Here is an 18891-nt window from a genome sequence, read left to right as displayed (position 1 = left end):
GTGACATTAGGGCGCGCGCGTCCGGTTCCACAAGGCTCATGCGAAATGATTTCGTAACCCTGCTGTCGAACTACGTCTGTTGGTTGACTTCTTGCAATCACCTGCAACTCCTGTTGCAGGCGTCCCCGCCTCCGCGCCGGAGCGATTGCCGGGAAGCGGCCCCGGCGGGGGTGCCAACAGGGGCGGAATCGGGGGGACTTCGGCGCCGCGCGGACGCGCGGGCGCGCAGGCACGAAGAGCGGCACCCGGGGGAGGCGACGAGGCGTGGGGCGGCGACTTGCTCCGCTGATCGCTCCGTACGAGCACGAGCACGAGCACGAGGGCGCGGGGCTGCGGCAGTTGGCCGCGCCGGGGCACGACGCGGAAGCCCTCGTCCTGCTCTACTTCACCGGCCACGGCCTCACGGACGACGCCGGACGGCTGCGCCTGGCGACGGTCGACACCCGCCGCGACCAGGGCCCTGCCGGTGGCGCGTCTCCGTCGGCACCTCGCTCAACGCGTCGCCCGCGGTGGCGTACGGCGCCGGGTACGTCGGCGGTATGCGGTGCCCCGCGCCGGAGGGTGGGAACCGGCGCCGGAGGGTGGGAACCGGCGCCGTCCACGACGGTACGGCTACGCCTCGGCGTCCTCGGTGGCCTTGGCCTTCTTCTCGGCGGCCTTCTCCGTGGCGTCGGCCGTGTCGGTCGTGTCGGCCTCCTCGACCTCTTCCACGTCGTCCGTGGCGTCGGCCGCGTCCGGCTTGTCGTCCTCGAAGTACGTGTCCAGCACCGCGTCCAGCTCGGCCGCCCAGGTCTTGAGCAGCGGCTTGGAGGGCGCCTCGACGTCGGTGTCGAACCAGCGGCGGGTCGAGGTGTAGACGGTGACGGAGAAGCGGCGGCCGAAGCGCGGGGTGTCGATCTCGACGGCGCCGATCTCGTCCCAGCCGAAGTCGGCGGTCTCGCCGTCCAGTTTGAAGGTGATGCCGGTGCGGTCGGCGGTGATCGAGCCGCGGCGGTCGGAGACCGAGAACACCGGGCCGGTGTCCTCCTCCGTCGCGTCCTCGTCGTCCGCCGCGCCCGTGTCCTCGGCCACGGCCTCGACGGCGGCTTGGGGCACGGGCTCGGGCGCCGGTTCCGGCTCGGCCTCGGGCGCGGCCGGGGGCGCGTCCTCCGGGGCGTCGTCGTCCACCACGGGCGCGGGCGCCTCGGCGGCGGACCGCGCGGGGGGCGTCAGGCCGGGTATGTACGCCGGGTCGACTCCGGCGGGCGGTATCGGCGGGGTGTTCGGACCTGTTTTCTGCTCCACGGCGCGAAGTATGGCCGATGAACCTGTGCCCGCGACAGCCGTAACGGCCCCTGGGACCGGGATACGGGCGCGATCGTGATGCGCGCGCGCCCGGCCGCCCCCGCGCCCGGGCGAGGGGCCGACGACACCCCGACGACACCCCCGTCGGCACCCCGACGACACCCCGTGGGGCGCGCCGGGGCGGGGTGTGACGCGTTTTACCCGGCGAAAATCTGGTTCCGTGGTACCGTTGTTTTCAGTTGCAGTTGTGGTTCCCAAAGACTTACAAGTGCTCCTTCATCGGCATACGTGCCGATAGGTGCACTTTTGTATTTCCGCTGTTCTTTCCTGAACGGGGCAATCATTGCGGCGACACGGGGTCCGTAATCCGCGGGCTTCGATGTACTGCCCCTGAAGGAGATTAATATGGCTTCCGGTACCGTGAAGTGGTTCAACGCTGAAAAGGGCTTCGGCTTCATCGAGCAGGACGGCGGCGGCGCCGACGTCTTCGCCCACTACTCGAACATCGCCGCCCAGGGCTTCCGTGAGCTCCAGGAAGGCCAGAAGGTGACCTTCGACGTCACCCAGGGCCAGAAGGGCCCGCAGGCCGAGAACATCGTTCCCGCCTGACGCGTCTGAATACGCCTGACACGTTCAGCGATATAGCTGGGGCCCGCGCCTTGGGGTGCGGGTCCCGGCTTGTTGCGTTGTACGGATTTCCACCGCGTTCCGCCGTTTTCCACGGCTTTTTCATGGCGCGGAAATGTCGAAGCCACGGGAGGAAATGTCCCGACCGGCTTCGTTTCGCTTTTTATCCGGCTCGTTCTTGCGATTGTCCCCGCCGCCTCACGGCCGCCGGGAAATCCTCGATACGTGTCGCATCGAGGAAGGGTTCCTTTGAACCGCACATCTCGCACGAACGACCGTTTCAGCCGCACCCGAACGGGTGGTTCCTCCCGTACGGGCGGCTCCGGCTCGGGCTCCGGCCGCTCCGGCGGCCAGTCCCGTAGCGGCGGCGGCTCCCGCTCCGGCGGCTACGGACGGCGGCCCTCCGCGCCGCAGGGCGAGTTCGCCCTGCCGGTGACGGTCACCCCGCCGCTGCCCGCCGTCGAGTCCTTCGCCGAACTCGACCTGCCCGACGCCGTGTTGAACGCGCTGACCGTACAGGGCGTCACCGTACCGTTCCCGATCCAGGCCGCCACGCTGCCCAACACCCTCGCGGGACGTGACGTGTTGGGCCGCGGGCGCACCGGCTCCGGCAAGACGCTCGCCTTCGGCCTGGCGATGCTGGCCCGTACCGCGGGGCAGCGCGCCGAGTCCCGGCAGCCGCTCGCGCTGGTCCTGGTCCCGACCAGGGAACTCGCCCAGCAGGTCACCGACGCCCTCACCCCGTACGCCCGCACGCTGCGGCTGCGGCTGGCCACCGTCGTGGGCGGCATGTCCATCGGCCGCCAGGCCAGCGCGCTGCGCGGCGGCGCGGAGATCGTCGTGGCGACGCCCGGACGGCTCAAGGACCTCATCGACCGCGGCGAGTGCCGGCTGGACCGGGTCGCGATCACCGTGCTGGACGAGGCCGACCAGATGGCCGACATGGGCTTCATGCCGCAGGTCACCGAGCTGCTCGACCAGGTGCGGCCCGGCGGCCAGCGGATGCTCTTCTCCGCCACGCTCGACCGCAACATCGACCAGCTCGTGCGGCGCTACCTCTCCGACCCGGTGGTCCACTCCGTCGACCCGTCGGCGGGCACGGTCACCGCGATGGAGCACCACGTGCTGCACGTCCACGACGCCGACAAGTACGCGACCGTCACCGAGATCGCGGCGCGCGACGGCCGGGTGCTGATGTTCCTCGACACCAAGCACGCCGTCGACAAGCTCACCCAGCACCTGCTCAAGAGCGGTGTACGGGCGGCGGCGCTGCACGGCGGCAAGTCGCAGCCGCAGCGCACCCGTACCCTCGCGCAGTTCAAGACCGGGCATGTGACGGTGCTGGTCGCCACGAACGTGGCGGCCCGCGGCATCCACGTCGACAACCTCGACCTCGTCGTGAACGTCGACCCGCCGAGCGACCACAAGGACTATCTGCACCGCGGCGGGCGTACCGCGCGGGCGGGCGAGTCCGGCCGGGTCGTCACGCTCGTGGTGCCCAGCCAGCGCCGTGAGATGACCCGTCTGATGGCCAACGCGGGGATCGCGCCGCAGGTGGCCCAGGTGCGGTCGGGCGAGGCCGAGCTGACCCGGATCACCGGCGCCCAGGCGCCGTCCGGCATCCCGGTCACCATCACCAACCCGGTCGCCGACCGCCCGCAGCGCTCCGGCGCGCCGTCCTCCCGCGCCCGCCGCGGCCGTCCGACGTCGCAGTCCCGCCGCCGCTCGTCCCCGATGCGCGGCGCCGCGTAACCCCTCAGGGGCGCGCGACCAGCACGACCGGCGCCACCAGCACGACCGGCACCACACGTACGACGAGGGCCCGAGCCGTTCGACACGGCTCGGGCCCTCGTGCGTCCTGGCCGCGTTCGTCCTCGCGGCCGTGGTGCGCGCGCGTTCGTCGGCGGCGCGCGGAGGACTACTGCCTGGTGCCCGTGCGGGCGCCCACCGGACCCAGGGGGCCCGGCGGGAGCGGGTCGGGGGCCGGGTAGAGGTAGGCGGGGCGGCCGAGCAGCAGGCGCTGGATGAGGAAGCCCAGGGCCAGGGTGAGGGCGCCCGCCACGGCGTCGGCGAGGAAGTGGTTGCCGGTGGCGAGGATGACGGTGAAGGTGAAGAAGGGGTACAGGAAGCCCAGGACCCTGACCCACGTTCTGCGGGCCAGCGCCGCGACCGTCAGACCGCTCCAGGCCGACCACACGATGTGGACGGACGGCATCGCCGCGTACTGGTTCGACAGCGACGACACGTCGTCGTTGTCCCACGAGCCCCACGTATGGTGCGTGACCACCGTGTCGATGAAGCCCTGGCCCTCCATCAGGCGCGGCGGCGCCAGCGCGAAGAAGGTGAAGCCGATCAGGGCCACGAAGGTCGCCGCGTACAGCGCGGTGCGCGCGCTGCGGTAGCTGGCGGGGTGGCGGGCGTAGAGCCAGATCAGGACGCCGAGGGTCACGATGAAGTGCAGCGTCGCGTAGTAGTAGTTCATGCCGACGATCAGCCAGTCGATCTTGTCGATCGCGTGGTTGATCGTCAGCTCGATGTTCACGTGCAGCTTGCGCTCGGCGTTGAGGATGTCCGTGGCGCGGTGCAGCGCGGCCTCGTGGTGCTCGGGCGCGGCGCGGCGGGTCAGCGAGTACGTCTTGTACAGCACCACGCTGAAGACCAGTTCGACCAGCAGGTGCGGGCGGCCGAGGCGGCGCAGCCGGGCGGGCAGGAGCGGGCCGAGGCGGCGGAATCTGCTCCTGGGGGCCTCGGCGGGCGCGGACCCGGACTCGGGCCCGGCCTCGGGCTCCGGGGCCGCGTCCTTGCGGAGGATGTCGGTGCGGGGCTCGTCGCCACGGGGTCCGTCCGCACGGGGTCCGTCCGTCCGCGCGCCGTCCGTACGCGGCGCGTTGCGCGTCGGGGACGTCATCGGCCGCCCTCCGGCGCGGCTGCGGGCAGGACCCGTCCCGGGTGCCGGGCACCTTGTGCGGGACTCGGGGGATACGCCAGCAGCATGAAGGTTTTCACTCTCGCCGTACGGTCCGGCCGTGGCCGGCGGACTCGGACGAGATTACATCGGACACCGAAGTTTCCGTCGTCCGGGTGGCGCCGAAGTGACGAGTCACCGCCCGCCGCGACGGGGTCCCGTCCCGCTCCTGAGAGGCCGCGGACAGGTGGTCCGTGACATGCCAGGGCCTACGCTCAAGGGCATGTCCCCGCACCACCCCGCGGTTTCCCCGCCGCGACCGCTCAGCAAGTCCGCCGACGCCCGGCTGCTCACCGAGGCCGTCACCCGGCTCCGCCGTGCCCTTCGGGTGTCCGTCGGCGGCGACGACCCGTGGGAGGCGCTGCCCATGGCCCAGGTGGAATTGTTGCAGGTCCTGGGCGAGCACTCGCCCGCCCGCATCGGTGATCTGGCCGTCCGGCGACGGCTCGCCGCCAGCACCGTCAGCGGGCTCATCGGGCCCATGATCGCCGCCGGGCTCGTCGCCCGGCAGACCGATCCCGCCGACCGGCGCGCCTCGGTCGTCACGCTCACCGCTGCCGGGCGGGAGCGGCTCGCCGCGTGGACGCTGGCGCACGAGCGGCGGATGGACGCCGCGCTTGAAGCTTTGCCCGATGCTGACCTTCGGGCGGTGCGCGCGGCCCTTCCCGCCCTCTTCCGGCTCGCCGAATTCCTCGACGGCCCCGCCCCCGCCCGGGACGGCTCGCCCCTGTAGGGCCCCGGGCCCGGTCCGTTCACCGTGCGCGGGCGGGCGCTTTGAGGACCGCCGGGCTCACCCACCCGCCTGGAGCCGACACACAGGGGGCCCGGCCCGGAAAAGACCGGGGGACGGGCACGTGGGAACGGGGGCAGCGGCGGGGGCCCTGGAAGGATCAGGGGGTGCCCGCCAGGGCGAACGGTGGGAGAGGCGGCGTGGAGTGGTGAGCGGACCGGTCGAGGGGGAGGCGGAGGGCACGGACGGGGGCCGGTTCGGGGTGGCGGAGGGCACGGACGGGGGCCGGTTCGGGGTGGCGGAGGAGGCGGTCGAGGCCATCGGAAGCACCCTGGACGAGCAGACGACCTGCGCGGAGCTGGTCGGCTTCCTGTGCCGCCGGGTGAGCGACGCGGCGGCCGTGGACCTGCTGCCCGAGGACGTACCGGCGGACCGGCGGCCGGAGGAGCCGGCGCTGACGCGGACGGCGGCGGCGGGCAGGTCGGAGCTGCTGGAGCCGAGGACGCCGCTGAGCGCGCGGTCCCTGTCGGTGCGGGCGCTGGACGAGGGGCATCCGATCACGGCGACGGCGGACGCGGACGGGAGTCTGCCGCGTACGGCGGTGTCGATGCCGCTGCTGGCGCACGGGCGGCTGTACGGCGCGCTGTTGGCGGTACGGGCGGGCCGGCGGGGGTTCACGGCGGAGGAGACGGCGGCCGTGCACTACGCGGCGCGCCTGGCGGCCGTGCACCTGAGCCACGCGCGGCAGCACACGGCGGCGCACAGCACGGCGCTGAATCTCCAGCGGGCGCTGCTGGCCGAGCCCCGGCGCCCGCACCCGAACCTGGACATCGCGACCCGCTATCTCCCGGCGGGCGGCGGGAGCCTGGTGGGCGGCGACTGGTTCGAGACGGTACGGCTCAGCTTCGGCCGGACGCTGCTGGTGATCGGTGACGTGATGGGCCACGGCCTGGACGCGGCCGTGGACATGAACGCGTACCGCTCGATGCTGCGGTACGTGGCCTCGGCGGATCTGCCGCCGCACCGCGTGCTGCGCCAGCTCGACGCGGCCGTGGCCGAGGACGGCACCCGCCGCCCGGCGACATGTCTGCTGGTCCGGGTCGACCCGGCGCGGGGCAGCGTGGCACTGGTCAGCGCGGGACACCTGCCGCCGGTGCTGTTCTCGGCGGACGGCGCGGGCAGCCTGCTGCACCTGCCCGTGGGGCCGCCGCTGGGCACGGGCGTCGGCGGCTACGAGCTGACCACCCGTGACATCACCCCCGACCAGACGCTGGTGATGTTCACCGACGGCCTGGTCGAGCGGCGCAAGGAGGACATCGACGTCTCCCTGGCCCGCCTCGCCGATCTGCGGCTCCCGCCGGGCGCCGCGATCCAGGCCGTCCTGGACGAAGTCCTCACCCGACTGGACGCCACCCGCGCCGAGGACGACGTCGCCGTGCTCGCCGCCCGCCTCCACCCCCGCGCGCGCCGCCTGCCGTCCTGACCCGGTGGCCCCGGGCCCCGCCGCTGTTACAGAACTGTGGCGGTCCCGCCCTCGGGCGGTCCACAACCGGCCTTAGCTTCCGGGGGTGTTGGGGAAAAAGTGGCTGAAGTTAAGGCGGTTGGGCCGAGGCGCGGTACGCGCGGTACGCGTGACCCGTGCGAAACGCGTGGCCCGTGTGTTGCGGCCGCGCTATCCACGGCCGGGGCGGCGCGGGATACGGCGGTGGGTGCCGTCGCTGCGCCAGGCGTCGCTGCTGGCGCTGTGGGTGCTGGTGACGCTGACCGCCGTGGTGGGAGTGGCGTACGCGCGGACCCGGATACCCACCGACCTCAATGAATTCGCCACGCAGCAGGACAACGTCTACTACTGGGCCGACGGCACCGAGATGGCGCGGGTGGGCCCGGTGGACCGGCAGGCGATGCCGCTGGACCGGATACCCACGAGCGTGCAGTGGGCGGTGCTGGCCGCCGAGAACGCCTCCTTCTACTCCGACCACGGCGTCTCGCCGAAGGGCATCGGCCGGGCCGTCGCCACCATGGTGACCGGCGGCGACACCCAGGGCGGCTCCACCATCACCCAGCAGTACGTGAAGAACGTCTACCTCAACCAGAACCAGACGCTCTCCCGCAAGATCACCGAGATGTTCATCTCGGTGAAGCTGGACCAGAAGATGAGCAAGAGGCAGATCCTCGACGGCTACCTCAACACCGCCTGGTTCGGGCGCGGTACGTACGGCGTGCAGCGCGCCGCGAAGGCGTACTACGGCAAGGACGTCTCCCAGCTCAACGCCGGCGAGGGGGCCTTCCTGGCCACGCTGCTCAAGGGCGCCGCGCTCTACGACCCCGCGATCAGCCCGGCCAACCACCAACGGGCGGTGGCCCGTTGGAAGTGGGTGCTGGACCGGATGGTGAAGACCGGTCAGCTCTCGCGCGCCGAGCGCGCCGCGTACACCGTCTTCCCCGAGCCCAAGGCGCCGCCGAAACCCGTGGGGCTGAGCGGGCAGACCGGCTATCTCGTCGACACCGCGCGGGCGTACGTGTCCGCGCACAGCGACATCTCCGACGCGCGCTTCGACCTGGGCGGCTACCAGATCTACACGACCTTCGAGCGCCCGCGCGTCGACGCCCTGGCCGAGGCCGTGCGGCACGAGACCGCGGGCCTCGCACCGAAGGCGAGGACCGCCGACCGGAACGTCCGCGTCGGCGCCGCGTCCGTCGCCACCGACGGCCGGATCGTCGCGCTCTACGGCGGCCCCGACTACATCGAGCAGGGCTTCGACGACGCCAACATCACGATCGTGCCGGTCGGTACGGCCTACGCGCCGTTCGTCTACGCGGCCGGACTGCGGGACGGCGCGCTGCTCACCCGCGGCGCGCCGCGTACGCCCGTCACCCCCGACTCGGTCTACGACGGCGACGACAAGGTGCCGATACGGACGCCCGAGGGGCCGTACTGGAGCCGGGACGGCACGATCGTGAAGAGCCGCAACGACGGCGGGAAGTCCTGGGGGCGGATCAGCCTGCGGCAGGCGGTGGCGGACTCCGTCAACGGCCCGATCACCCAACTCGGCATGGACGTCGGCCTGGACCGGGTGCGGAAGGCGTCCGTCGACGCCGGGCTGCTGCCGCGCGGTTTCGGCGAGCAGGTGCCCGCCTTCGCCACCGGCACCGGCGTCACCCCGAGCCCGATCCGGGTGGCGAGCGCGTACGGCACCTTCGCCGCCGCCGGCGCGCACACCGATCCGTACTCCGTGCTCAAGGTCACCCGCGACGGGCAGCGCGTGGACATCGAACAGCCCGCTGTCACGCACCCGTTCACGCCGAAGGTCGCGGGCGAGGTGGACGACGCGCTCAAGGACGCGGTGACCGGCGGGACCGCGCGCCGCGCGGTGAGGGCGGGCGGCGGGCTCGCGGGCAGGACGGAGCTGGCGGGCAAGACGGGCACGGTGGCCGGGGACCTGTCGGCCTGGTACGTCGGCTACCCACCGAGGGGGGCGCGGGCCGCGGCGGTGGCGACGTCGGTCGCCGTCTTCCGACTCGACCCGAAGACGCAGGAGTTGCTGCCGCTGACCGGGACCGGCGGGCCGTCGAAGGCCACGAAGGAGTTCGGCAGCACGTATCCCGTCGACATCTGGACGCGGTACGTGGCGGCGGCCGGCTGAGCGGGCCGGGCCCCTCGGCGCGGGGCCCGGCCGCCGGTTCCCTGATCTCTCCGCCAGGACCGGCTACTTGGCGGGAAACGTCGTCCAGTCCGGCGACTCGCTCGGGTCGAGGCCGCGCAATTCGGCCAGCACCGCCGGGTCCTGGACGTCCAGCCAGTCGGACAGCTCCTTGAACGACACGCAGCGCACCCCGTCCCGGTGGCAGACGTCCTTCACCACGTCCTCGACGGCCTGCATGTAGATGCCGCCGTTCCACGTCTCGAAGTGGTTGCCGATGAACAGCGGCGCCCGGTTGCCGTTGTAGACGCGCTCGAAGCCGTTCAGATAGCCCTGCCGGGTCTCGCGCTCCCAGGCCGGGAACTTCGCCGGGTCGCCCTGGGTCTGCTCGCCGCCCGACTGGTTGTAGAGGAAGTTGAAGTCCATCGACAGGACCTGGAAGTCCTTGCCGGGGTAGGGCATCAGCTCCAGCGGGAAGTTCCACACCCCGCCCGACTTGGCGGGCCAGAGCTGGAAGTCGCCGGGCGAACTGGCGTCGTACCGCCAGCCCAGCGCCTTGGCTGCGGGCAGCAGATTCTTCTGCCCCTCCAGGCACGGCGCGCGCCCGCCGACCAGCTCACGGCCGTAGTCGAAGGGCAGCGGCGGGAGGTCGGTGAAGCCGGTGTTCGTCTTCCAGTGCTCCACGAACGAGTACGCCTGGGCGATCTCCTTGCGCCAGTCCGCGGTGCTCCACGTGCCGCCGCCGCCCGCGTCGGGCGCGCAGAAGTGCCCGTTGAAGTGCGTCCCGATCTCGTCCCCGTCCTGCCAGGCCAGCCGCAGTTGCTCCAGCGTCTCCTTGATGTGCGCGTCGGTCGGGAAGTCGATCGCGGACGTCCCGGCCGCGTGCCGGGGCGGGTGGTAGAGCGACCGCTTCGCGTCCGGGACCAGGTAGATGCCGGACAGGAAGAACGTCATGTTCGCGTTGTTCTCCTTGGCCAACTCCCGGAAGCGCGAGAACAGATGGTCGTCGTTCTCCAGCGCGCCGTCCCAGGAGAACACCACGAACTGCGGCGGTTTCTCGCCCGGCTTGAGCTTCTCCGGCTTCGGCTGGTGCGGCTGCGGGCCGGTGTACGCGGTGGACCCGTCGCCGATCGGACCCTTCGTCTCGGTGACGGTCGGCGTCGGTGTCGGCGTCCCCGTCGGTGGCCGCGCCGTCCTCGGGCTCGGCGCGCGGCTGGTCGGCGTCGCCCGCGACCGCGCCGCCGCGTCGTCCGCCTTGCCGCCGCCGTCCCCGCCTGCGCCTGCGCCTCCGCCGGTCAGCGTCGCGACCAGCGCGACCGCCACTCCCGCGGCGCCCACCGCCGACGCCCCCGCCACCGCCGCCTTCGGCCGCTGCCTGACCCACGACCGCATCGCCGCTAATTTCACCGTCGCCCCTTGCTCCCCACCGGCACCGCACACGTCCGGCGCCAGTATTGACCGCCTTGCTGTGTAGGCAGACGCGCGTTCGGGGCGTCCTGTCACAGCCGATACGGCGGAATCGGCGGCGGCGGGGAATGCCGAAGGGCCCGGCGGAGGGTCGCTCCGCCGGGCCCTTCGGGAGATCGGTCAGCGGTGGCCGAAGGAGCGGAGGTAGGACAGGGTCGGGGAGCCGACACCGGTCGCGTTGTCGAAGCCGCGGACCGCGTTGAGCGAGGTGTCCTCGCCGAAGGCGGCGAGGCGCACGGCGAGGGTGCCGTTGACCAGGCCGAAGTCGGCGACGTTGCTCAGCGGGGCCTTGTGGTGGTGGGCGGCGTTCTGGTCCACGACGTCCTTGAACAGCCCGGCGCGGGCGTAGATCGCCGGGTTGGCGAAGCCGATGGCGTGGTGCCTGGCCTGGATGGCGTCGGCCTGGACCGCGGCGAATTCCGGCGCCGAGACGCTGGTGCCGCCGTAGCCGCCCTCGCTGTACGGGGCGCCGTCGGAGATGCCGACGAGGACCGAGGTGTACAGGTCACCGTTCATCGAGACGTCCGGCGTGACGCGCTGGGCCGTACGGCTCTTCGCGCCGGTCATCAGCGTGTGCGACAGCGAGCCGGGCACGACGCCGCGCTGGTACGCGGGCTGTGCGAAGTCCTCGCTGGTGCCGCCGCCACCGCCGAAGTAGAACGGGGCCGGGGGAGCGGGGGTCCAGCTCTTGCCGTCGGCCGACAGGTTGGAGCGCAGCGTGCCCATGTCGGTCTCGAAGCCGTACGAGCCGCTCTTGTCCTTCAGACCGAGCGCGGTGCCGCCGACCGAGGTCACCCACGGGTCGGAGTCGGGCCAGTTGGCCTGCGCGCGCGAGGTGTCGGGCTGGCAGTTGACGCCGGTCGCGGCGGCCAGCGGGCTGCTGTCGCCGCAGTCGCCCGCGGAGAAGCCGATGGTGATGCCCTCGACGGCGGCCTGCTTGAAGACCTGCTCGTAGGCGGCGATCAGCGACGAGGTGACGTCGGCGTCGTCCGTGGTGTGCATGATCTCGCCCCACGAGTTGGAGACGACATCGGCCAGGTGGTTGTCGACGATGGTGCTGATGGCGCCCAGCAGGTCGTTGTCGTCGCAGGAGTTGGCGCCCACGTAGACGACCTTGGCGTCGGGCGCGAGGCCGTGCGCCATCTCGACGTCCAGCGCCTCTTCCGGCGCCCAGCCCTCGGGGCCGCCGCACAGGTCCTGGTTGGTCCACTGCGACGGGTCGACGACCTCGCTGTACTGGCCGGACCTGAACGCCTTGTCACCGTGCGCGGTCGCGTACTGGTTGGCGTCCGCCAGCATGGTGGAGCTGCCGTACGCGTCCACGATCGCGATCGTCGCGCCCTTGCCGGTCAGTCCCGAGGCGGTGATGCCGTACGCCTTGCGGAGCTGCGAGGGGTAGAACGAGCACTGGTCGAACGGCACGTCGGACGTGGTGTATCCGGCCGGCGCGCCCTTGGCGATCTTCTGGCCCCAGTAGTCGGAGCAGGTCGCGGTCGTCGGCAGTCCGGCGTCGGGCTTGCCGCTCCTTGCCGGGGTCGCGGCGGAGCGGGCCGCGGTGTCGTCGACGCGGTGCGAGTTCGGCTTGGCGACGTTGGCGCCGGGCGTGGTGAAGCCCGTCACGCCAAGGATCGCGGAGGAGACGGACGCGGGGACCACGACGTCACGGGCCGGGGCGTGCCGCAGCGTGCCCGAGACGCGGTACTGGTGGATGCCGGTGCCGAACGCCTTGGTGACCGCCGCGTTGGTGCCCTTGACGGTGATCGCGTGGTCGGAGGTGCTCACGACCTTCAGGCCGGAGTCGGCCGCCCACTTCCGGACCGCGGAGACCTGCGCCTTGGTGGCGCCGAAGCGCGCCTTGTACGCGGCCGGGCTCAGGAACTCGCCGTAGCTCGCGTTGCTCGGGTCGGACACGGCCGTCGCGTACTTCGTCAGGCCCGCGGCGTCCTGGCCCGCCAGGTACACGGTGCCGGTGATCTCGGTGTTCGCCGCGACCGAGCCCTGGTCGGCGGAGGCGGTGGCCCAGTCCGGGTGGCTCTGCGCGATGGTCTTGGCCGCGGGCGCGGGGCCGCTGGCCTGCGAGGGCATGGCGAGGATCAGGGACCCGGACACCATGGCCAGCGAGGCCGCCGCGACCACCGCTGCGCGGGCCCGTGCGACACGGGGTTTTTGTATGTCGTTGATGACGACTCCAACGTGAGGTCAGGAACAGGACAAGGACGAGACCTGGATCGTGGTGCGATAGCTGCGTGTTGCACGCTTTTGACGGGCGACGGCTGTAGTGTGCACGCCACTTCCGGACGCTGGGAATGCCGAACAGCCGTCCTTAGCTGGACCTTTAACCACCGGGCGGGGATTTCGGCGGGCTTAGGTCATATGCCGGGTCTCGGGCCGCATAAGGGCTGGCGCGATCACGTCGGACGGCCGGGGTATACGCGCGTCCGGCCCGCGGCCCCGCGGGTCCCGGTGCGGCGCGGGTGCGTTCCGCCGTCCCTGTCATCTGTCAGGAGCGGGCCCGCCGGGCCGTGCCTACGGTGGTGGGCGTCCGGCCGGACCCGTCCGCACGGGGGAGCCCCCGCGCCCGAACTCGGCCGTCTCGCCGGGGCCGAGCCGCAGCAGCCTCGGGCGCCGCCCGGCCGGTTCCTCTCCCCACCGTGCCTCGGATTCCTCGGGCAACTGCACAATCACCGTGTCCACGCCCGACCCCCTTCCCACCCCAAGCGTCACACCTGTTGCGCAGGAGGGGACGCCCTTCGGGAAGAGCCGGTTGCGTGACCACCCCAGGATGACCGAGAAGCGTTCACTCGTTCGGGTGATGCCGGGGTCACGTTCCGTGCCCGTCCCCGAGCCGGCGGGGCGGTCCCCTCAGCCCTCCTCGCGGACGACCACGGCGCTCGCGGGCGGCAGGACGGCGCCCTCGGAAGGAAGGGCGCGGGATCTCAGGAGATCGTGGCCCCGCACGGGGACGCGGACCTCGGCCGGGGAGTGGTTGAGGAGGAAGAGGTACGCGCGGCCGTCGTCGCTGTGGCGGCGGACCGCCTCGACGCCCGCCGGAAGACCGGGGAGTTCGGGCTCCGCGCCGCAGGCCCGTATCAAGCCGCCGATCAGCGCGGTGTACGAGGCGGGGGACAGCCGGGTGGAGGCGTACCAGGCGGTGCCCCGGCCGTGGGCGTGCCGGGTGACGGCGGCCCGGCCGGTCAACGGCCCTTCCGCGTAACCGATTTCGGCCGTCGCGCCCTCCAGCAGCAGCGCCTCGGTCCAGGTGGTGCCGGCGCCGCCGTCGGTCAGGGGGACGGCAGCGCCGGACGGCAGGGGGCGGAACTCCTCGGCGCGCAGGCCGAGCAGTGGCCGCAGCGGGCCCGGCGCCCCGCCGGGCCACGCGCGGTAGTGGGGGTCGACGGCGCCGCTGAAGCACTCGACCAGCAGGGTGCCGCCGCCCTCGACGTAGGCGGTGAGCGCGGCGGCGGACTCCTCGGAGACCAGGTGCAGGCTGGGGGCGAGAACGAGCCGGTACGCGGACAGGTCGGCGGACGGGTGCGCGAAGTCGGTGGTGATCCCGGCGTCCCACAGGGCGCGGTGGGCGCGCTTGAGTGCGGGCAGGTACGGGAGTTCCGGCGTGGGCAGGACGGGGGTGTCCAGCGCCCACCACACGTCCGGGTCGTGCAGGACGGCCGCCCGCGCCCGTACGGTCGAGCCGGTCACCTCGGCCAGCGCGGCCACGGCGCGGCCGGTTTCGACGGTCTCGCGGAAGATCCGGGTGTCCGGCCCCGCGTGCGGGACCATCGCGGAGTGCCAGATCTCGGCCCCGGCCGGTGACTGCCGCCACTGGAAGAACAGCACGCCCTCCGAGCCGCGCGCGATGTGGCTCAGCGAGTGCCGCAGGATGTCGCCCGGCTCCTTGGGCAGGACGAGGTCGCCCGCGTAGACGGTGCTGGTGGCCTGCTCGATCAGCAGCCACGGCCTGCCGCCGCCGAAGGAGCGCGCCCGGTCCGCGCCGAAGGCGGTGTCTGCGGCGGCGTCCAGGCCCGGCGCGTCCGGGTAGTGGTCCACGCCCACCAGGTCGACCTCGCGGCCGAACGCCCACAGGTCGAGCACCTGGTAGCCGGGCAGCATCACGTTGGTGGTGACCGGCACCCGGCTGTGCGCCCGGATCGCGTCGCGCTGCTCGCGGTAGGCGGTCAGCGCGAGGTCCGACCAGAACCGCCGGAAGTCCAGCACCTGGCCGGGGTTGGGCCGCCACTGCGTGGCGCGCGGCGGCTGGATCTGCTCCCACGCGCCGTAGCGCTGGCTCCAAAAGGCGGTGCCCCAGGCCCGGTTGACGGCCTCCAGGGTGCCGTACCGCTCGCGCAGCCAGCGCCGGAAGGCGTCGGCGGCGTGCTCGCAGTGGCAGACGGTCGCGTACTCGTTGTGCACGTGCCACAGCGCGACCGCCGGGTGCTCGCCGTACCGGGCCGCCAAAGCCTCGGCGACGGCGCGGGCGGCCTGCCGGTAGGCGGGCGCGGCCAGGCAGTACGTGTCGCGGCTGCCGTGGGTCAGCCGGGTGCCGTCGGGGGTGACGGGCAGCGCGTCGGGGTGCGCGAGGCCGAACCACGGCGGCGGCTGCGCGGTGGGCGTGGCCAGGTCCACGGCCACGCCCGCGGCGTGCAGCCGCTCCAGCCGGGCGTCCAGCGGCGCGAAGTCGTAGCGCCCCGGCTCCGGTTCGAGCTCCGCCCAGCCGAAGACGTTCAGCGTCACCAGATTCACCCCGGCCCGCCGCATCAGCTCCTCGTCCTCGCGCCGTACGGCCGGGTCGTCGGCGAACTGCTCGGGGTTGTAGTCGCCGCCGAAGGCGGGGCCGCCGAGCCGGGCGGTCAGCCAACCGGCCGGATCGGCGCGGGAGTCGGGGACGGTGTTCATGGAAGGGCTCACCTCGGCTCCGCGATCGGCAGCCGCGCGCCGTCCCGCAGGAACAGCGGAATGCGGTCGAGCGGCGCCGCGGCCGTCACCGTACGGCCGCCGTCGTGCTCCTCGCCCGTCCACGCGTCCGTCCACCGCGCGCCCGCCGGGAGGTAGACCTCCCGCGTGACCGCGCCCGCCTCGGTGACCGGCGCCACCAGCAGGTCGGGCCCGAGCAGGAAGGCGTCGCGGATGCCCCACGCGTCCTGGTCGTCGGGGAACTCCAGCAGCAGCGGCCGCATCGGCGGCACCCCGCTGCGGGCCGTCACCCGCATCTGCTCGGCGATGTACGGCCGCAGCCGCTCGCGCAGCCGCAGATACGACGCCAGGACCGCGTACGCCCGCCCGCCGTAGGACCAGACCTCGTTGGGCAGACCGGTCATGCCCGGCTCCAGGACCTGTTCCGGGCCGCGGAAGCCGTGCAGGCGGAACAGCGGGCAGAAGGCGCCGTACTGGAACCAGCGGACCAGCACCTCGCGGTAGGCGGGGTCGTCGGGGTCGCCGCCGTGGAAGCCGCCGATGTCGGTGGTCCACCAGGGGATGCCGGAGAGCATCACATTGAGCCCGGCGGTGATCTGGGCGCGCAGCGACGCGAAGTCGGTGCCGATGTCGCCCGACCACAGGGCGGCGCCGTAGCGCTGGGCGCCCGCCCACGACGAGCGGTTGAGGGTCAGCACCTCGCTGTGCCCGGCCGCGCGCAGCCCGTCGTGCACCATGCGCGCGTGCTCGCGTGGGTAGAGGTTGGCGACTTCGAGCCCGGGCCCCGCGTGGAAGCGCAGATTGGCGGGGTAGTTGGGCTTCAGCTCCGGTTCGTCGGCGTCCAGCCAGAACACCGAGACGCCGTGCGCCAGGTAGTTGGCGGCCAGCTTCTCCCACACGTACGCGCGGGCCTCGGGGTGCGTGGCGTCGTAGAAGGCGACCTGCGCCGCGTACGCGCCGAGGCCCTTGTCCGGCCAGTCGGCGTGCGCGAGCGGGCCGTACTCGGTGCCGATCAGCAGCCCGCGGTCCCACATCGGCGCGTGGTTCTCGCTGGCCGGGCTGACCGACGGCCACACCGAGACCATCAACTTCACGCCCATGGAGTCGAGTTCGCGGACCATCGCGGCCGGGTCCGGCCACTCCGCCGGGTCGAAGCGCCAGTCGCCCAGGTGCGTCCAGTGGAAGAAGTCGCAGACGATGACGGACAGCGGCAGCTCGCGGCGGCGGTACTCGCGGGCGACCTCCAGCAGCTCCTCCTGTGTGCGGTAGCGCAGCTTGCACTGCCAGAAACCCGTGGCCCAGTCCGGGAGTTCGGGACTGTGGCCAGTGGCGTCGGCGTACCGGCGCAGGATCGCGCCGGGGTCGCCCGCGGTGAACCAGTAGTCGATCTGCCGGGCGCTGTCGGCGACCCAGCGGGTGCCGGTGACGCCCAGCTCGACCCGGCCGACCGCCGGGGAGTTCCACAGCAGGCCGTAGCCGCGGCTGGAGATCAGCAGCGGCACGGTCACCTCGCCGTTGCGCTGCACGAGGTCGAGGACCGCGCCCTTCTGGTCGAAGAGTCCGTGTCCGTGCTGGCCCAGGCCGTAGCAGCGCTCGTCCGCGTACGCGCGGAAGCGCTGCTCCAGGCGGTGGTAGCCGTTGCCGGTGGCCGTGTAGAGGCGCGGGCCCGGCCACCAGAAGTGCGGCGGCTCCTCGGCCAGCAGCTCTCCGCCGTCGTCGGTGCGCTCAAAGGTCAACCGGCCCGCCGCGGCGGGCAGTTCCGGGGTCAGCCGGCCCTCGGCGCAGGCGTCGATCCGTACGGTCAGCGCGCCGTTGACGAGGGTCGCCGAGTCGCCGTGCACGGTGATCGCGGTGGTGGCGCCGGGCGGCGGCGCGTCCAGCGCGCCGGGCAGATCCTCGACGATCTCCCCGGCGGGCGCGGACCGCACCCGGACCGCGTCCGGGCCCCACGCCTCGACCCGCAACGTCTCACCCCTGGCCCGCCATTCGAGGGCGTGCTCGCGGATGCGGAAGTGCTCTGCCATGCGGTGGCTCTCCTGACGTGTCTGTACGAGGGCGGAAACGGGCGTGCGGGGGTAGGGAAGCGGCGCTACTGGGAGGAAGCGGGGGGTAGGGAAAGCGGCGCTACTGGGAGGAAGCGGAGGTAGGGAAGCGGCGCTATTGGGGGAAGCGGGGCTCAGTCGCGGTGCGGGGCCGGGCCCGTGCTCTCGCGTGTGGTCAACAGAGGTGTGAGCAGGGCGACTTCGTCGGCGTCCGCGCCCTCGATCCGCCGCATGACCAGCTCCACCGCGCGCCGCCCCAGATCCTGCGCGGGCCCGGTGACGGCGGTCAGCCGCGGCGAGTACTGGTCGGCCAGCGGCTCGGGGCACAGCGCCACCACCGAGGCGTCCTCGGGCACGATCCGCCCGGCCGCCCGCAGCAGGCTCAGCAACGGCCCGATCGCGCCCTCGTTCTGCACGACGAAGCCGGTGGTCTCCGGCCGGTCGGCGAGGACGCGGGTGAAGGCGCCCGCCGTGCTCTCGTACGTCCCGTCGCACGGCCGGTGCACGATCCGCAGCCCGCGCTCGGCCGACCTCGTACGGAAGCCGGTCAGCGTCCGCTCCGCGTAACCGGCGTGCCGCCGGTAGACCGCCGGGCTGTAGCCGATGAAGGCCACGTCGCGGTGGCCGAGGTCGGCCAGGTGGTCGGCGCACAGCGCGCCCGCCGCCGCGAAGTCGTGGTCCACGCACGACAGTCCGGTGGCGTCGGCGGGCAGTCCGATCAGCGCGGCGTGCGTGTTCTGCGCCCGCAGGACGGGGATGCGGTCGTCGTCCAGCTCGACGTCCATCAGAATCACGCCGTCGGCCAGGCCGCTGGCCGCGACCCGCCGCACCCCGTCCGGGCCCTCGTCGTTGGTGATCAGCAGCACGTCGTAGCCGAAGCCGCGCGCGGCCATGGTCACCGCGATGGCGATCTCCATCATGATCGGCACGTAGACGTCGGTGTGCAGCGGCACCATCAGCGCGATGATGTGCGACCGCTTGCCCGCCAGCGCCCGCGCGCCCGCGTTGGGGTGGTAGCCCAACTCCCTGATGGCCGCCTCGACCCGGCGCCTGGTCGCCTCGGAGATCGAGCGCTTGCCGCTGATGACATAGCTGACCGTGCTCGACGACACCCCGGCGTGCTTGGCCACTTCGGCGATGGTCACGGCGGAGGTGCTTCCCATCATGCTGTGCTGCTCCTGTCGTGGTGGCGGCCCCGCGGTCCCCTGCGTACGTTCACCCGTG

General features: G+C 72.7%; 12 protein-coding genes. 5 read left to right on the top strand and 7 right to left on the bottom strand.

Translation table 11 applies throughout. The annotated features are described in order from the left end of the window. Nucleotides 1-612: 612 nt before the first annotated feature. Nucleotides 613-1284 carry a hypothetical protein gene (locus tag ACFZAM_RS01150; protein ID WP_391041818.1) on the bottom strand — a complete coding sequence of 224 codons (672 nt, stop codon included), beginning with the start codon at nucleotides 1282-1284 and terminating at the stop codon, nucleotides 613-615. Nucleotides 1285-1689: 405 nt separating this feature from the next. Here ACFZAM_RS01150 and ACFZAM_RS01145 point away from each other — a divergent pair, with 405 nt between their 5' ends. Both ACFZAM_RS01145 and ACFZAM_RS01140 read left to right on the top strand, forming a co-directional pair. Then, on the top strand, nucleotides 1690-1893 hold the full coding sequence (locus ACFZAM_RS01145) for a cold-shock protein (protein WP_161307368.1): 204 nt from the start codon (nucleotides 1690-1692) through the stop codon (nucleotides 1891-1893). 267 nt (nucleotides 1894-2160) lie between these two features. After that, on the top strand, nucleotides 2161-3663 hold the full coding sequence (locus tag ACFZAM_RS01140) for a DEAD/DEAH box helicase (protein WP_391041817.1): 1503 nt from the start codon (nucleotides 2161-2163) through the stop codon (nucleotides 3661-3663). 166 nt (nucleotides 3664-3829) lie between these two features. Here the strand turns inward: ACFZAM_RS01140 and ACFZAM_RS01135 are convergent, their stop codons facing one another. Then, nucleotides 3830-4819, bottom strand: coding sequence for a phosphatase PAP2 family protein (locus tag ACFZAM_RS01135; RefSeq protein WP_391041815.1), 990 nt, complete (start codon nucleotides 4817-4819; stop codon nucleotides 3830-3832). A 280-nt stretch (nucleotides 4820-5099) separates the two neighbouring features. On the opposite strand from ACFZAM_RS01135, the gene ACFZAM_RS01130 reads away from it, so the two are divergent. The 3 genes from ACFZAM_RS01130 to ACFZAM_RS01120 all read left to right on the top strand — a co-directional run bounded on the left by ACFZAM_RS01130 (nucleotide 5100) and on the right by ACFZAM_RS01120 (nucleotide 9250). Further along, nucleotides 5100-5609: a MarR family winged helix-turn-helix transcriptional regulator gene (locus tag ACFZAM_RS01130; protein ID WP_355339742.1), complete on the top strand. Its 510-nt coding sequence runs from the start codon at nucleotides 5100-5102 to the stop codon at nucleotides 5607-5609. Between the two features lie 205 nt (nucleotides 5610-5814). Continuing rightward, a complete protein-coding gene (locus ACFZAM_RS01125) occupies nucleotides 5815-7089 on the top strand; it encodes a SpoIIE family protein phosphatase (RefSeq protein WP_391041812.1) in 1275 nt (424 codons plus the stop codon). Between the two features lie 226 nt (nucleotides 7090-7315). Continuing rightward, a complete protein-coding gene (locus ACFZAM_RS01120; RefSeq protein WP_391041810.1) occupies nucleotides 7316-9250 on the top strand; it encodes a transglycosylase domain-containing protein in 1935 nt (644 codons plus the stop codon). 63 nt (nucleotides 9251-9313) lie between these two features. Here the strand turns inward: ACFZAM_RS01120 and ACFZAM_RS01115 are convergent, their stop codons facing one another. The 5 genes from ACFZAM_RS01115 to ACFZAM_RS01095 form a co-directional block, all read right to left on the bottom strand. After that, nucleotides 9314-10639, bottom strand: a complete 1326-nt coding sequence (locus ACFZAM_RS01115) for a hypothetical protein (RefSeq protein ID WP_391041808.1) — start codon at nucleotides 10637-10639, stop codon at nucleotides 9314-9316. A gap of 195 nt (nucleotides 10640-10834) precedes the next feature. Beyond that, complete coding sequence (locus tag ACFZAM_RS01110; RefSeq protein WP_391041806.1) at nucleotides 10835-12850, bottom strand: protease pro-enzyme activation domain-containing protein; 2016 nt, start codon at nucleotides 12848-12850, stop codon at nucleotides 10835-10837. 726 nt (nucleotides 12851-13576) lie between these two features. After that, complete coding sequence (locus ACFZAM_RS01105; RefSeq protein ID WP_391041804.1) at nucleotides 13577-15607, bottom strand: beta-galactosidase; 2031 nt, start codon at nucleotides 15605-15607, stop codon at nucleotides 13577-13579. Between the two features lie 8 nt (nucleotides 15608-15615). Next, complete coding sequence (locus ACFZAM_RS01100; RefSeq protein WP_391041803.1) at nucleotides 15616-17649, bottom strand: TIM-barrel domain-containing protein; 2034 nt, start codon at nucleotides 17647-17649, stop codon at nucleotides 15616-15618. Nucleotides 17650-17801: 152 nt separating this feature from the next. Further along, a complete protein-coding gene (locus ACFZAM_RS01095) occupies nucleotides 17802-18833 on the bottom strand; it encodes a LacI family DNA-binding transcriptional regulator (protein WP_355339763.1) in 1032 nt (343 codons plus the stop codon). Nucleotides 18834-18891 lie beyond the last annotated feature (58 nt).

Source organism: Streptomyces sp. NPDC008079, assembly GCF_042957385.1.
Taxonomy (GTDB): domain Bacteria; phylum Actinomycetota; class Actinomycetes; order Streptomycetales; family Streptomycetaceae; genus Actinacidiphila.
This window is presented reverse-complemented; position numbering and strand designations above follow the sequence as displayed.